This is a genomic window from Halorubrum persicum (assembly GCF_002727125.1).
Classification (GTDB): domain Archaea; phylum Halobacteriota; class Halobacteria; order Halobacteriales; family Haloferacaceae; genus Halorubrum; species Halorubrum persicum.
The window spans coordinates 70796-85430 of sequence record NZ_NHOA01000008.1; the positions used below are offsets into that span (position 1 = coordinate 70796).

The 14635-nt window shown below is 50.8% G+C and carries 13 protein-coding genes; 5 read left to right on the top strand and 8 right to left on the bottom strand.

Translation table 11 applies throughout. From position 1 onward, the window contains the following. Window positions 1-13: 13 nt before the first annotated feature. Together DJ69_RS01200 and DJ69_RS17690 are read right to left on the bottom strand one after the other, a co-directional pair. Window positions 14-1276 (bottom strand): AAA family ATPase, encoded by a 1263-nt coding sequence (locus tag DJ69_RS01200; protein ID WP_180271688.1) that lies wholly within the window; start codon window positions 1274-1276, stop codon window positions 14-16. Window positions 1277-1417: 141 nt separating this feature from the next. Continuing rightward, window positions 1418-1990: a hypothetical protein gene (locus tag DJ69_RS17690; protein ID WP_144050359.1), complete on the bottom strand. Its 573-nt coding sequence runs from the start codon at window positions 1988-1990 to the stop codon at window positions 1418-1420. A gap of 377 nt (window positions 1991-2367) precedes the next feature. On the opposite strand from DJ69_RS17690, the gene DJ69_RS01205 reads away from it, so the two are divergent. The 5 genes from DJ69_RS01205 to DJ69_RS17705 all read left to right on the top strand — a co-directional run bounded on the left by DJ69_RS01205 (window position 2368) and on the right by DJ69_RS17705 (window position 7429). Next, entirely contained in the window at window positions 2368-3597 is a 1230-nt protein-coding gene (locus DJ69_RS01205) for an AAA family ATPase (RefSeq protein WP_099253927.1), read from the top strand. Next, a complete protein-coding gene (locus DJ69_RS01210) occupies window positions 3597-5363 on the top strand; it encodes a 5-methylcytosine restriction system specificity protein McrC (RefSeq protein WP_099253928.1) in 1767 nt (588 codons plus the stop codon). Before DJ69_RS01205 ends, DJ69_RS01210 begins: the two co-directional genes overlap by 1 nt. A gap of 150 nt (window positions 5364-5513) precedes the next feature. Continuing rightward, a complete protein-coding gene (locus DJ69_RS17695) occupies window positions 5514-5735 on the top strand; it encodes a hypothetical protein (RefSeq protein WP_144050360.1) in 222 nt (73 codons plus the stop codon). 95 nt (window positions 5736-5830) lie between these two features. Beyond that, window positions 5831-6697: a hypothetical protein gene (locus DJ69_RS17700; protein ID WP_144050361.1), complete on the top strand. Its 867-nt coding sequence runs from the start codon at window positions 5831-5833 to the stop codon at window positions 6695-6697. A gap of 81 nt (window positions 6698-6778) precedes the next feature. Then, window positions 6779-7429, top strand: a complete 651-nt coding sequence (locus tag DJ69_RS17705; protein WP_144050362.1) for a hypothetical protein — start codon at window positions 6779-6781, stop codon at window positions 7427-7429. Between the two features lie 379 nt (window positions 7430-7808). Here DJ69_RS17705 and DJ69_RS01220 read toward each other — a convergent pair whose 3' ends face one another. The 6 genes from DJ69_RS01220 to DJ69_RS01245 form a co-directional block, all read right to left on the bottom strand. Then, complete coding sequence (locus DJ69_RS01220) at window positions 7809-8630, bottom strand: IS5 family transposase (protein WP_099253930.1); 822 nt, start codon at window positions 8628-8630, stop codon at window positions 7809-7811. 155 nt (window positions 8631-8785) lie between these two features. Next, window positions 8786-9169: a hypothetical protein gene (locus DJ69_RS01225; RefSeq protein WP_099253931.1), complete on the bottom strand. Its 384-nt coding sequence runs from the start codon at window positions 9167-9169 to the stop codon at window positions 8786-8788. Window positions 9170-9171: 2 nt separating this feature from the next. Further along, window positions 9172-11832, bottom strand: coding sequence for a DUF1156 domain-containing protein (locus DJ69_RS01230; protein WP_099253932.1), 2661 nt, complete (start codon window positions 11830-11832; stop codon window positions 9172-9174). 161 nt (window positions 11833-11993) lie between these two features. Then, complete coding sequence (locus tag DJ69_RS17710; protein ID WP_144050363.1) at window positions 11994-12710, bottom strand: hypothetical protein; 717 nt, start codon at window positions 12708-12710, stop codon at window positions 11994-11996. Between the two features lie 131 nt (window positions 12711-12841). Then, window positions 12842-13678 (bottom strand): DUF6036 family nucleotidyltransferase, encoded by an 837-nt coding sequence (locus tag DJ69_RS01240; protein WP_099253934.1) that lies wholly within the window; start codon window positions 13676-13678, stop codon window positions 12842-12844. After that, window positions 13675-14601 carry a helix-turn-helix domain-containing protein gene (locus tag DJ69_RS01245; RefSeq protein ID WP_099253935.1) on the bottom strand — a complete coding sequence of 309 codons (927 nt, stop codon included), beginning with the start codon at window positions 14599-14601 and terminating at the stop codon, window positions 13675-13677. The genes DJ69_RS01240 and DJ69_RS01245 overlap by 4 nt, the downstream gene beginning before the upstream one ends. Window positions 14602-14635: the final 34 nt, after the last annotated feature.

Below are 14635 nucleotides of genomic sequence, written 5' to 3' on the forward strand. Positions count from 1 at the left end.
GACCCTATATAAGTCAGTCAATTAACGCCTGTTGTACATCTTCTTCGGTAATCTTGGCCTCACCTTTGCGAAACAGGCTGTTTCGGGCCGCATCGTCAACGAGACTGGCTAGGTCCGCGGCAGTCATCTCATTCGTTCGTTCAGCAATCGTTCTAATCTGGTCTTCCGACAGACGGTGGGGTCGGTCGGCCAGCTGTGCTTGCAGGATAGAAGCGCGCGCGTCACAACCTGGAATCCCGATATGGATCTTCTTGTCGATCCTGCCGGATCGGATCCCCGCCTCGTCCAGAGACTCCAACCGGTTCGTGGAACCGATGAACACGATATTGTGTTTCCCCGTGTTTTCTAACCGGTTCAAGAATTCGTTCACAACCTTCGTGTCCTCTTCGTGTGCCTGGCCAGCACCGCGATCCTTCAGGACTGAATCTAACTCGTCAAAGAACACCACGGCTCCCCCAGCCTCTTCAGCAACGGCTTTTGCTTCCTCGAAGAGCGCTTTCACCTTCTGCGACGACTCGTTAATCCACTTGCTCTGTACGTCGCCCCCACTCAATTTCACAAATGGGAGTCCGATTTCTGTGGCCAAGGCCTTCGCCAGGAATGTCTTCCCCGTTCCAGGCGGCCCGTGGAAGATAATGTTCGACGGACTAATCCCGAGTGCTTCCGCTTTTTTTCTCTGTGTTGTGAGCGGGATCATCACGTCCCGCTTCAATTCTGTTTTCAATTCTTCCATCCCACCCACATCCTCGAATTCTACCCCAGTATCGGTGGTCCAATCGAAATCCAGTTCTGTCAAATCAGTACGTTCGTTCTGAGTGGATCGATTGTCTGATCGGAAGTCCTCACGTATCTTGTGCGGATCCCTCGCCGTTGTCGGACTCTTTGGAGATGGCTGACGATCGACCTGCTCTTCGGTTGCCCACTGCATAGTTTTGGCTCGCACATACTCAGGATCCAGCTGCTCTTCGTGTGTTGCCGGTGAAGGCATCTGCTGCAGTTTCGCTAGGCGGTACGACACATACGCGATAGGGCCTGCAATGAGCACTACTGCGGTAAGTTCGCTTGGAGTCGGATCGGCTCCACTATTGAGGATCCAGTTGGTGGTGATACGTAGGGTGCTGAGACCCGTTCCGACGAGTCCAGCACCACCAACTAGTGTGTGCGTGCTTTGACCAAGCAGTTCCAGCGACGCAATTTCTTCGAGGACCCCCCATAGTACCAGCAAAACCATAATCGCAACTGCAAAGATCACTAATGTCGCTCCAGCGACCGACATCGGCCATAGGACTCCGCCAAACCACGGATTAAGCAGTTGCGTCTGTACTACAGAATGGCCTGTAAGTACAGTCACAGCCACAAGTAGGGCTTCTGTAGTACAGGCTAACACTCCAGATAATGTGGATTTCATCGACTCGTATCAGCAGTCAGCTGGTGATATGAGCGGCAAGAAATCCATCTCGTCCGCCCGAACAACACGATTCAGAGTGTCTTCCGGATAGGGTTCCGGAATCTGATCCTCGACCTTCTCCCTTGATGCGCAGCCAATGATTCGGATTCTGGCGCTTGAGGCAGTCCAGTCGAACACGTGGGTTCGGACGTATAACTCCGATTTCAGCGGCTTATCAGGGCGCACCAGTAGGTCTGGTCGATTCATTTTCGGGGTCGCTGTTGATTTGACATCAATCGTAGTCCCATGTAGCGAGAGGTCAGTGCCATCATCGCCCTGCGTGTATGCGTTCGCATCCACATTGAGTCCGTAGAGGCGTGCGACTGCAAGTTCGCCTAAGAGCCCGATTTGATGGCTGGAAAGGGCAGTACGACTACCAAACACGACGCCCTCATCGATTGCCGAGTCGTTACGCTTCTCAGCAAGGTCAAGTGCCCGTTGAATATCCTCACGGGAGAGCTTGACTGTTGGTAGGGCTTTGAGCGGTACGTCTGCGGGAGTCAGTCCGAGCGATTTTTCTCGGTCGGCGTATTTCTGTGACATGGCTGTCGATTGTATGGGCAGCCCCGGTCGCGTGCCCCAAACACGCGGCCTTTCTGCAAGGCGGCACCGGGTTGATGTCTGTACAAGAGTGTATGACATCCAGTTAAAAGTAGACTTGTATTTCGATCGAAGACTGCGCAGCAAAACGCCATAGTGCGGGTCGGTTCCAGCGGAAACAGAGGGGTTAGCGGGATCGACAAGAAAGTTGAGTGAGGTCCTGTTCACTCTGTGGTCAAGAAGTCAATTTCTCGATGAAGATGGCACTCTGGTCTTTTGGAGATCAGTCGGGCTGAGTGATTTCTTCAGGATCAACCGAAGAGTCCGCTTTGGCATTCGAGGAATGGTTTTTATATGCTACACGGTACCTGTATGCTATAATGAGTAACTCGTCGGATGGTTATACTGTCGAAGAGGCGAAAGAGAACATCGGGATTCTTCGACGTGTTACCGAGGATGTCGTCGACGCAATCGAGGATGCGGAAAGCGAAGAGGTACTAGAGTATCTCATCGAAGAGCAAGAACTCGACAGATTACACGACGGTGAGCGTGGCCTGGGCCAGGTTCGTCGGGCTGTCCTCGAATCACCACTTGCATCGGATCGTCTCAAGCGTCTTGTCAGTTTACGGGGTGACGAAACGCCCGAGGAGATTCTGGTTCCTCGGGATGTTCAGCGAAACGCGAAGGTTGCATTAGAGGCTGGAAAGCCCGTCGTCCTCTACGGGCCGACCGGAACAGGGAAAACGACCTTCGCCAAGCAGCTCGCTCGGGAGACGAGCATCGGCTACAGTCTGAATACGGCGACGCCGTCGTGGACGCCGTCCGACATCATCGGTGGTGTCAGCCCGGACTATACCGGCGAATCGCTGAGCTACCGAACGAAGCTGGGGTGTGTCTCTGAGGCAGTAGAGCGTGCCCGCGCATTCGATGTCGAATACGGGGTTATCTTGGACGAAATCACGCGAGCAGACATCTCGAAGATTTTTGGTCCTCTCTACACGGCTATCGAGAACCCTCACCAGACGATCTTCGAGACTGACGAGGGGAAGACGATCGAACTTGACGAGCGGGTGAACATCATCTGTACGATGAATATGTCGGACCGGACGGTGAACGAACTCGACAACGCGATTACCCGCCGGTTTGCGATGATTGAGCTCGACGAGTACGAGGAAGACAAGCGCCGGCAACTCTTCAAGGACTGGATCACCACGCACCTTACCAGCGAGACAGACCTCGACGAGAACGAAATACTACGGCTGTTCGAGCGTGATTACGAAGGGATCAATCACGGTAATGAAGCGACCTCGCAGGGAGCGATTATGCGATTTGGCCCGATGCACTACCGAGACGTGGCAGTCTTCCTCGGCGTCGCGTGCCGTGAGGGCGGCGAGTACGAGTACGATCAAACGGACGCTGTCGGCCAGGCATTCCGAACCTACATCGTTCCCCGCCTGCTGAACGCCGCTGCATTCCCACAGATCGAACGGATCGCAGAACACTATCGAGCACTCAACGGCGAATTCGAGGAATTCGATCTGTCTCCCGCGGCTGAACTCGCTGAACGCGAACTCGAACAAGAGCGTCGCCAGATGGGCTCGTACGAGTAATGAGCGCTGTCGACGAAGTCTACCAGTACGGGCAAGATACCTTCAACATCCCCGAACGGGGTGAGATCCGCATAGAGGGCTGTCCGTCATCCATTACAGACCAGCTTCGTCGTGCGTCGTTCACACGTGAAAGCCCAGGCGTCTACACGAAGCAGCAGGAAGCACTCGATTCCGACCAGGAATACGAGGTCGTGACTGTCACCGTTGAAGGTGATGACAACGAGGTGCTCCACATCGAAGCGACGGACATCATCGGCGTCGTGAGCCTGACGCCGTCGTCGAAAGTACAGGTCGACCCGAAGATTGAGTGGGAGCACATCTTCGATATGCTGCTGGCCGTGTATGATCAGAACCGCTCAGTCGAGTATCACGGCATCCCGCTTCAAGACTTCCTCTCCGACGACATCCACCTCGACGACGTATTCGTCGTCTTGGCGATCAACTATCTGGACGGATTAGAGGCCATCCAGCGGAACGGATACATTCGGAACCTCGTGATAAGACGGACGAATAGCTTGGATGGTCGAGGAAACATCGATGTCGAGCAGACACTACTGAATCACGCTCGGGGAACGATCGAGCCACAGTGGATCCACAACGAGACGGAGTACAACAATGCTGTCAACTCCTTGCTTCACTTCGCGGGGAAAACGCTCCTTCGGCTTTTCAGACAGAACTCTCACGATAACGACCATCCGGCGTACGACCGCATTTTCTCCGAAGTCCATCGGGAAGTAGAGCGACTAGAGGGTATGGGCGTGGAGAGCGGTCTCGACCGGATGGATGAGTACAGGGAGATTTCGTTGTATGACCTTCCGAAACAGCGTCAGTACTACCAGAAGGCGTTTGATGTCTCGAAGGCGGTGATGTCGTCGTCCCTCGGTCAGCAACTGCGTGACGGGCCCAGAGAGCTGGTCGTGGACTACGTGCTGAATATGGAGTCGCTCTTCGAGCAGTACTCGCAGGTCGTTATTGAGCGCGAACTCAACTACATCAAGTCCTACGATCATCTGGGTGACCTAGATGATGTCACTCCAGTTCGCTCACCATCGGTGAAACCGTTCGAAGGAGAGGGGTCAATCTATCACGAGCCCGATCACGCGCTGCAGGAAGGTGAGGAAACTATCGCCGTGCTGGACTCGAAGTACTACGCCGAAGGCCACGACCCGGTCAAGGAGTCTCCGTCCCGGTCGAGACTGTTCAGTTACGCCTATCTGCTCCACTCGGATCGGTTGGCATTCCTCTGTCCGTTGCTCGAACCGCGGCGACGACGTGTGGCACAGACTGGAGCCGAATTACAGATTGTCTCACCGGAAGGAGAGTTCGGGTTGGACGCGTACGACGAGGTCGTCCATGAGTATCTCCACAGCGTCCTCGTCGAGAGAGCCCCAGAACTCGAAGCATTCCGTGCTGTCGCAGAGCCAAAGAACGAACTGTGTCTTGATGGCATTGACGAAGGCGATCTGGAACGTGCGACGGATATGAGCGGCCCGTTCACGTTCAAAGACGCACGAGATTTCTCACTACGAATCATCAAAGCAGCTGCTGACGAATACTCCTGGGAAGTTCGCAATCGATATGATCTGGAGCAGGACGGCGACTGGACGCGAGAACAGATCGAAACGCGGTGTGAACGCCGGTATGAGCATACGACGACGTGTGTGCCCGTCTTCTGTCGTGACGAGGGGCAGGAGTGGATCGACCTCTATTTCCTCGATAATGGGTCTGAACAGGTCGAAAAAGAAGGGCCGCTAAAACTATTGTAGTTTGTCTAAGGTCGTCATAGAACTGATCACTAACGGGAACATCATCGATAGGATCGATGGTGATTTTAGAAAGTGGTGAATCAAAATATCCCACCAGAACGACTATATTACTACCAACACACTATATACGATATAGTAGGTGGTTAGCATATGAGACCATTCCTTCTTCAGTTCGCAAAGGACGCTGAGTCAAATGACCATGCAGACTTAGCCTCTGAATATTACTTTGATCCTGAGGATGATCTTCTCCATTGGAAAGGGGATCCAGAACACCCACCCGCGGTTGATGTACCAGATGAAGCTGGACATCAAACAAAAAAGAAAAACTATGAGAAATCAGACGAAAATAGAGATGATGGACCGTGGTTTTAGGCAATTGAATGATCTTAGTTCTTTCCAATAAGTGGGATACAACTACTGATTTCGTTATTAAAGAACTTCAACGACGGAACCATCCCTACTTACGATTGAATACTGAGGACATTTCAGATCTGGAAGTAACAACCGAGTTGCCGGATCTATCAATTTCCATCGAATGGAAAGGACGTTCTGTGGACTTATCTGAGGATGTTGGAGCAGTGTGGTATCGTAGGCCAAGCAAGCCATACGAGTTTACTGAAGAGAATGACAGACCCGATGAAGCGACACTTGAATATATTCAGGATCAATGGGGTGCGTGGTGGGAATCACTTCAAACACTGTCTGGAATAACTTGGGTGAATCATCCTGTCGAGAATCACCGGATGGAGTCTAAAACCCGCCAGCTTCATTTAGCTGATCAAATCGGATTTAATATTCCGGAGACGGCTATCACTAACCAACCTAGTGTTATTGAAGACCTTTACCAAAAACACGGATCCATTATTTCTAAAGCTGTTTCAGCTCCTCTAGTTGACAAACAAGACAAATTTGTCTTTACTGTTCACATCGAAGACTCTCCTGAAGATGCTGAAGGCGAATTAGAAGTATGTCCAACAATATTCCAAAAGCCGCTAATCCCAAAAATAGACTACCGAATAACGGTTGTGGGAGATGAAGTGTTTCCTGTCAAAATTGAGACGACTGACGAAGAACCAGTCCCTCTTGATTGGCGAACTGAGAAGGACCATATCCAGTTTACTCCAGCCAAGCTTCCTAATAAAATAGAAAGTCTTTGTCGAGAGTATGTAGCAAAGGCCGATCTCCTCTTCGGTGCTATCGATCTTGTGAAGCACGAACAAGAATACGTGTTTTTAGAGATCAATCCCAATGGGGAGTGGGGATGGTTACAGAAACCGTGGGATATTCCGATTGCTGAGGAGCTTGCAGAGTTACTGATAGCAAACGACGAGTAATATCGAATGAATATCTTGGGTGTTATCCGAAGAATGTATACTTCTGTTACGTCCGTATTTTCGTCTTCGGTATCGATAGTAATGAGAGTGGTTTATGAAGTGTTGCCACCGATTGAGTTCCATTGGAAGAATTATAAGTATGATTTTAGCTTCCGTATCACAGAAAACGAAGAAAAATTGGAAGAATTTCGTGAGGAGATCCAGACAGCAATGTCTGATATTTCTGACGACACTAAGGATATATTAGAAGCAGCAGATAAAGCACATCACCTAGAGTTAGATCGAAGTTCAGAGCTCGACTCAAAAGCTGCCGCATATCTGACAAACGTTGGAATTGTATTAAGCATTCTAAGTCTAATCCCGCTAATTGGTGCTTCTCTAGGAATTAACCCTGGTTCTATTTCATCTCTAAGCAATCTTCAGATTGTAAGTATAATGGCGTTTGGATATGCGATATTGATGTTTTTGCTATCTGCTATGTATTCTTATCGAGCTATGAAAATAGCTGGATTCGAACCGTACTACTCCGCAAATGAACTGGTTGACAGAATGAAGGACGACCAGTTTGGCGAAGTCCAACAAATAGTAGACCTAATGATTTGCAGGAGAAAAAATGAGGAATATACACAAGAGAAAGTAAATACACTCTTTGCTGCTGAAAGTCTTCACCGAAATGGACTAATTGCATTAGCTGCTGGTATAATCCTTATTTCAGTATCATTCTTGATGTAGTACATCTCCTATATCAACACCCACGGTGATATAGACTATTTCGGCTCTGTTGAAATCCTTTTCTTTAGATAGACCATCTCTAGAAACCCTGCCTATAGCAAGTGAAGAATGGCCGTTAGCTCAAATCACTCCTTAACGGTAGCATTAAGACCCGCTGTAATTGAAGCTGGTATATGACTCACACTGACTGGTTTCTCGGGCTAATTGCCTATCTTTTAGCTGCCCTCGTCTTAGAAGTTGGCTTGAACGGATTCATATTATATGAATTATCTATCCTCGCCATAATGTATGGTCTTGCAATATACCTAATTATCTATCCAGTTTATACAATATATTCGGCGTAATAATATACCAGACAACATGCCGACTGTATTGACGGTTAGAGGGTTCTATCAAGATTGTGGACGATGCACACAAGAGCGAGTTCACGGAACTGTTTCCACCAGCGTCGTGACCGAACGAACGTACCGTATCTTCTTTTGAGTCGAGAGTTCACTGTCTCGCTCTGACTCCGTTGGCCGTAGAGGTCAGCATCCAGCCGCGCGTTCCACGCTTTCTGCAGTGATGAGAACTCACGATGTTTGATGAGCGGACGGATCCCATTTTTACGGGCCATTGTGCGAATCTGCTGATCGTCGTAGCCCTTGTCTCCAAGAAGCACATCAACTTCAGCAGTATTTCGGCTGATGAGTGAAGGTGCGATCTGTGTATCGTGCTTGCGGGTCGTTGTGACGTGAAAATCGAGTATCGCGTTTGCTTTGGTATCAACTAAGAGCGTGGCTTTCAGCTGCTGAATCGTCAGGTTCGCCCGTTTCGTGTAGTGCTTCGAGGCGTGAGTTCGGTCGAAGCCCGAGGCGTCGATCCCCGCAACACCGTCTGTTGGGAGTAGTGACACAGAGAGGTTAAGAAGTACCCGCCAGACAGCCATATCGAGCCTATCGAACGCTTTGCACAGCGTTGACGGCGCAGGGAGTTCGGTGAGGTTGATCGCACTCCGAATGCGGGGCATCTCGATGAGTTCGTCGAGAAGTGTTCGATAAGTCGTGTCCTTCCGTACTTTGAGACACAGGAGAACGATGTGCTGATGGAGCGTGTAGCGTTGCTTCGAGAACTTCGAGGAGTATCGAGCCACAGCACGTTGCGCTAACTGAAATGCTTCCTCGACAAATCGGAGCAATCGAGACTTTGGGAAGGTCTGCATCTACTCAAACTACTGACTGGATTTGTAACTCACTAAGGATTTCAACAGAGCCACTATTTCCTAAATCGAGATCTCACGACTCAAAGTTAGGCTATACTGGAAATCAATCTTAGACCAAGGAACCATAGAATAGTCAATAGCGAGGGAAAGAAATGCTAGAACGGGGATGTAATCCAATCGCCCTGATCTCTTCGTTCCAACTGTGGGCCAAAGAGTTCTTGAAGTGAGTAAAGATCACCGGCGTAGCGTAGATCATACGTTTTCCCCCGACGATGAAACGATCCTTCAACTACGAACTGAACCGTTGGACTCTGGTATTCCAGATCGTCCGCTCGCTGATCCATCTCACGAGCCAACTCGTTTACCAGTTCTTCGTCGTCAAACGCTTCTTCTAATCCGACTACGCTCACCTCTTCTGGTACGTCGTCGTTCTTCAGTCGCTGGAGAAACTCCTCGATCGGCATCTGATGGTCGAAAGTCTCGTACTCCCCAGCCACGACGATGTTGTATTGGCCGGGGATGCGTCCTGGTCCCGCCATTGTTAGTAACTCGTAATGTCTCGATCACCAAGTACTCGGGTGTATGTGTCGTCGCCAGTCGCATCTGACAGACGGCCGGCGAGTTCGCGCAGGTCGTCATCGACACCCCACTTGTCGACGTAATTCTGGACAGACTGCCCCTTCTCGTAGCGGTACCGAAGGAACTGCAGTTTATCGAGGTTCGAGAGGTGGTCGTCGCTGTCGCCGTTGGTCCGCTCCTGGATGTAGGCCTGCCGTTTCTCGTTGTCCCACGTCCCGAGTTCGAAGCCGTCATCCTGGTTGTAGAGGCGCATCTCTTTCAGCTCCTCGGGTGTGGCGTTCGTCCCCCGGCAGAGCTTGTTCACGTCGTCGAAGGACGGGTTGTTGCTATCGAGGAGATCGATGAACACGTCCTCAACGCCGATGTCGCTGGCCTCTTGGATGATGCCGTAGATCTCCTGAACGACTTCCTTCGCAGACATAATCTCGCCGTCGCGTTGGACCTTTCCGTGATGCTTGGAGTATTCACGGAAACACGCGCCCATCTCCATCACGCCGATGTCGCCACGAGACAGATCGCGGTTCTCTTCGAGTTGCTTGCGGGTGCGACGAGCAGTTCGGTAGATGTCTCGGCGGAGTGAGTTCCAAGAGGCCGGCTCTGTCTCGTCGATGGGGCGGGCGACAACGACAATATCGAAGGAAACAGCTTCACCACCGATGAATTTGTTAATATCTGCGGTAATTGGGTACGTTGCTGTCACCTCGAACCCAACGTTACATAGTGATTCAAGGAGCTCACCCCACGACTCAGAGTCGCTGTGATGGTAGGTGAATGTGAGCGATCCGTCATCCTTGAGTGCCCGCTTGATGACCGAGAACGCTTGGCCAAGTTCGGACTCGAAGTCTTCGACAGTCTTCTCTAAGTATGGATTCGTGACTATGGACTCTGTACGCGGCGTTTTGTCTTGGCCGAACCCCGAGTATCTATCTTCAAGCAGGATTTTCTGCCAGACATAAAAGTAGTCAGAGACCTCAGAGTAGATAATATTGTCATAGTATGGGGGATCAGTAATGACCGCATCAAACTCGTCTTCAAAATCAAGACGACGCATATCCCCCTGGTGGAGAGTTATATCCTCGCCAATCGGCTTAGAGAATCCTGCAGTCTCTACTGTTTCACCGTCCTGAACATAACGCTCAGTAGGTTCTCCCGCGTATTCGATACCAGACTTCACTAAATCAATAATGGACTGAAAAGTACCTCTTCCGAACTCTGCGCCCCAAACATTTCCTTCACAGGGAGTTTGTGGGGGATCAAAAGAATTGTTTTTGAATATGTTAATAATTTTGTTATATCCCTGGTCATACCCGACCATCATCGTGTTTGTTCGGAGCATTCCAGTAAATGCGAGCAGAAGATATTCCTGGATATTTTGGTCGCTCACATCACTGATAGATGATAGTAGCTTAGAGTGGCAGACCAGCTGGCGCTCATTAAACATATCTGTCCAGTCTTCGTATTTATGTTGGAATACGTCGTTACCGCTTACAGATGACGCTGCGGTTATTGCACCCTCTGGAATCTTCTCGTCAGGTACGTAATCGTGTAGTTCTTCGTTTTCTCTCCATTCGCGCTGGGCTTCTTCGAACAGTTCTATGTCGGCTTTCTCAGCCTGCTTGTACCCCTTATGTGAACTCTTCTCTTCTCCCGCTTCGTCACAATGACCACAATAATACTCCACAGCATACAGACGGGTGTCGTACCCACCTTGTTCCTGAATCGCATCTGTAATCGCATATTTCTGCCCACAGTCGGGACAGTTGTACTTCCCCCCACGCGAGACGTTCCCTTCCTTTGGGGCAAAGCCATGTCCGCAGTCGTCGCAAACACTCTCTGACTGCCAATCGTCTACCAGCGTCACTGCTCCGCAGTCTGGACAGTGAACATTATACTTGTCGTCATTCTCGTAACGGCCTGCCGCGACACGGTAATCCCTAAACAGTGGAACCGTGTGCCCACAGGAGACGCAGTCCAACTCCTTCACCCAGAAGTTGTACATCACGTCCGCTTCGTGATCTCCATTCGGGCAGGGCGTCTTGTAGTACTGCGTAATCTCGTCAGCAACGTCCTCTTTGATTTGTTCGAAGGCGGCCTCTAACTCTTCAACATCGGTCTGTCCCGCTTCGAGTTCTTTCTTCGTGACAAACCACGCGACGGGATTCAGATCGTTCCCGACGACTTCTGCACCGAATCGGGACGCCTCGACGAGCGAGGTGCCACCGCCCATAAACGGATCCAGAATCTTCTTGTCTTCCACGCGAACGTCCTTGGGATACAGCTCCCAGAGGCTCTCAGGATCGCTCATATCGACACGATCGATGAGCGATGCGATGTCCGTCTGTGTCTCGTCTCCCCAGTCAGCAAGCGTCTCGTTGTCCTGTCCGGGCTCGTAGACCTCGACCTTCTCTGGATCGTCGAGAAGCGTGTAGAGTGAAATTGCTCGGAAGACACAACCGAGTCGCCGGGCCCACCACTTGTGCATCGTGTAGATCGGCCGGTAGTACATCTTCGCCCGGCCTTCCTTCTCTGCGATTTCGTTCACGCGCTCGATCGGGAAGCCCCGTTCGATGGGGAGTTCCGTCCGCTCGCGTTCGGTTGGTGGAGACCCGGATTGCTCAGACATAGTTCAGTATACAGAAGAGATTACTGACGAGCCCCATAAGTGTACAGTCTCCAGACCAGCCCTCACAGTTCTACTTCAGTGATTAAGACATCAAGTCTGGGACAGTGTCGATCAATTTCGATAAATCTGCTGCTTAGTGAAATTTTTCAATGAAATCCAATTCAAGATGTAATCTGATCACGTTCTATCTGTAATTCTTCGTACGCACTATTGGAGAGGTTGCTAGCTAGAGCAAAGAAGAGGCCCATTACTTGGTCGATGGTACGCTCAATATCACCACCCTGTTCATCTGCACCGATCATAAACTGCTCAAAGTCTTCAGTATTCCACTCCGCGAGAATCCCTTCCATTGCTTTGGCGAGGTCAGAAGTCTCAACACCCTGGTTTTCTACCATCTCTATCATTTGTTCGAATCCTGTGGATAGCTCAGCCGCGTCATAGAGTGCGTCCTCAAACTCAAGTTCCTCAGAATATTCCTCTTGAGCCATCTCAAAAAGCTCCAACACGATCTCTATTCCCTCTTTCCGCGTATTTACGTCGGCAACTGCAGTGGCCTTAGCGTACATCTGGGCCACTGCTGAAATGTGTTCCACCGTTGAATCAGGAATATTCTCAGGCGGGTCCCTAACCCGTACAACGAGTCGTTCGGAGAAGGAATCCACTTCCTCAAGGATACGTTCGTAATCTGGTTCACTACCGAAACGCGCCTGTTCGATATTGTAGGCTCCCCGACCGATAATGTCTAGACAATCGTCAAACCAAGTTTCTGTAGTTTTCTCCTTTTCTTGAGCTTGCTCACGTCGTCTTCTGTATTCATATCCCCCAACGCTCCCGAGGACTCCGCCAATAAGGGTAAGCAACGCCTCAATAATTGGCATAGAATTATTCTATCCTGATTGGACTTAACTTTTCTAAGCACATAGACGGTCCATAGCGAAGCCGCTCGAAATAGGCGAATAGTTGTTACGGGCTTAGACCATCTGAACTGACCTGAATCGATGAGGACGACCTACTCGGTAAGCACAAATGAGTCATCCGACGCCCGTTCAATTGCGCCGATCTGTTCCAACCATTCGATGCCTGACGAGGCGGTCTCGTCACCAACACGTCGCTGGATAGCCGACTCCGGAACACCTCTGTAGAGGTCGTCACTGTATTCGTGTTCCAAGAGCGAGTCGATGGCGTTGCTAACCGCTTGTCCATCTTGGACTTGATCGTGTAGTACGTTGATTTCCTCGTGAATATCGAAGACGTAGCCTTGTTCACGTAATCGATCCAGCTTGTGTTTCATCGCCCCGATGAACTCGTCTCTCCCGAGCAATTCGAGTTGGGTGTAGATTTCTTCAACGATTACGTCCTCGTCAATGCCGGTTTGAGCGATCCGGATCATATCGTCGACATCGTCCTCTCGGTTGGCGACGGCTTTGAACAGGAAAATGTCGTTCAACGAGACCGCCCTGACGGTGAGATTACCCTCATCGAACAGGTGACGACTCCGATCAACCATCGATTGCGTTAGTCGGATGACGCCGGCGACCTGTTCGTGGAATACGTCGAACCGCCGCAGATCCTTCTGGAGAATGAACGCAGCGCCGAGTTCGTCGTATACCTCTGCAAGTTCCTCTTCGGGTTCGTATCCGGCAGCCGTTAGTACCTGCCACAACCGCTGGAGTTCGCCCTGTTCTCGGACGATCAAATCGATGTCCTTCGTGGCGTTTTTGAGATCATTCAGTGTGAGCGCACCACCCCCGATGAGATAGACCGTCAATTCGTTTTCAAGCAGCCCCGCAAGCTCGCTGAACTGGCTCCGAATCGCGTCGGACCCGAAGGTGGCTTCTCTGGTCACAGTTCGACCTCGTACTCGTCGGCCAGCGTCTCGAACTCGTCCCACCGCGGCGTTGCTTCAGACGACTTCTTGCCTTCCGTCTGCAGGAACTCTACCAGTGGGTTGACGATCTCTGTAAGTCCATACTCATCGGCGGCTGCTTTCAGGTGCTCCGGTGAGAGGTTCGTCTTCGCAGCAAGCAAGAGGGCGTACTTCCGATGGCGAGAGTCGTTTTCGATGAGGAGCAAGTGGCAGAACAGGTCTTCGGGCCGAAGTGACTCTCGCTCTGCTGAATAGAAGTAGTAGTGCTCTGAAGTCGTGAAAAACTGGAGTCCGTGCTCGGCAAACGCATCGAGTCCTGTCCGGTGGTAGTCCGATTGCTCGACTTCAGTCTCTGTGCGGACGAGAAACTCTTCGTGGGATTCCCAGACGATCGTTCCACTCCCAATATCCTGCTTAATCTGGGTGCGATGGGTGTGATGCTGGAGTTCGTATGCGAAGACGTGCAACTCGTTGAACGCCTCTGTGAGCCTGTATTGACTATGCTGCTTGACGGCCATCGCTCGGTTTGTGAGTGTCCTGAGCCCGCGATAAATCGTTGCTCGCGCGTGTCCTGTTTGTTCTGCCAATTCTGTCGCAGTCCATCCCTTATCACTACTCAGGTAGTACAAGATATTCAGCAAGGAAGGAGTGAGCAGATCCGGGAAATCAATATGTGGATTCGATTTTGTGAGTGACTGAAATACTTCAACACAGCGCGCATCACCTGGCTTGGCGATGATTCTGTTTCCTGCACGTTCCTTGTTGATGAGATCACGCTGGGCCAGATCGTTGAGAGCATCCGATACCGTGCCCTCTCGATAATTTAGTTCGTCCGCCAGCTCCTGACGCCCTTTGGGGGTGTCAAGTGCTGAGAGAACGCGGAGTTCTCGTTCTTTTATCATATTGTCTCATATTCGCCCGTGTTCTATTTAAGCA

Coding starts and splice junctions, on each gene's coding strand:
- DJ69_RS01200 (WP_180271688.1), bottom strand. CDS start 1,276: ATGTCGGTCGCTGGAGCGACATTAGTGATCTTTGCAGTTGCGATTATG.
- DJ69_RS17690 (WP_144050359.1), bottom strand. CDS start 1,990: ATGTCACAGAAATACGCCGACCGAGAAAAATCGCTCGGACTGACTCCC.
- DJ69_RS01205 (WP_099253927.1), top strand. CDS start 2,368: ATGAGTAACTCGTCGGATGGTTATACTGTCGAAGAGGCGAAAGAGAAC.
- DJ69_RS01210 (WP_099253928.1), top strand. CDS start 3,597: ATGAGCGCTGTCGACGAAGTCTACCAGTACGGGCAAGATACCTTCAAC.
- DJ69_RS17695 (WP_144050360.1), top strand. CDS start 5,514: ATGAGACCATTCCTTCTTCAGTTCGCAAAGGACGCTGAGTCAAATGAC.
- DJ69_RS17705 (WP_144050362.1), top strand. CDS start 6,779: ATGAGAGTGGTTTATGAAGTGTTGCCACCGATTGAGTTCCATTGGAAG.
- DJ69_RS01220 (WP_099253930.1), bottom strand. CDS start 8,630: ATGCAGACCTTCCCAAAGTCTCGATTGCTCCGATTTGTCGAGGAAGCA.
- DJ69_RS01225 (WP_099253931.1), bottom strand. CDS start 9,169: ATGGCGGGACCAGGACGCATCCCCGGCCAATACAACATCGTCGTGGCT.
- DJ69_RS01230 (WP_099253932.1), bottom strand. CDS start 11,832: ATGTCTGAGCAATCCGGGTCTCCACCAACCGAACGCGAGCGGACGGAA.
- DJ69_RS17710 (WP_144050363.1), bottom strand. CDS start 12,710: ATGCCAATTATTGAGGCGTTGCTTACCCTTATTGGCGGAGTCCTCGGG.
- DJ69_RS01245 (WP_099253935.1), bottom strand. CDS start 14,601: ATGATAAAAGAACGAGAACTCCGCGTTCTCTCAGCACTTGACACCCCC.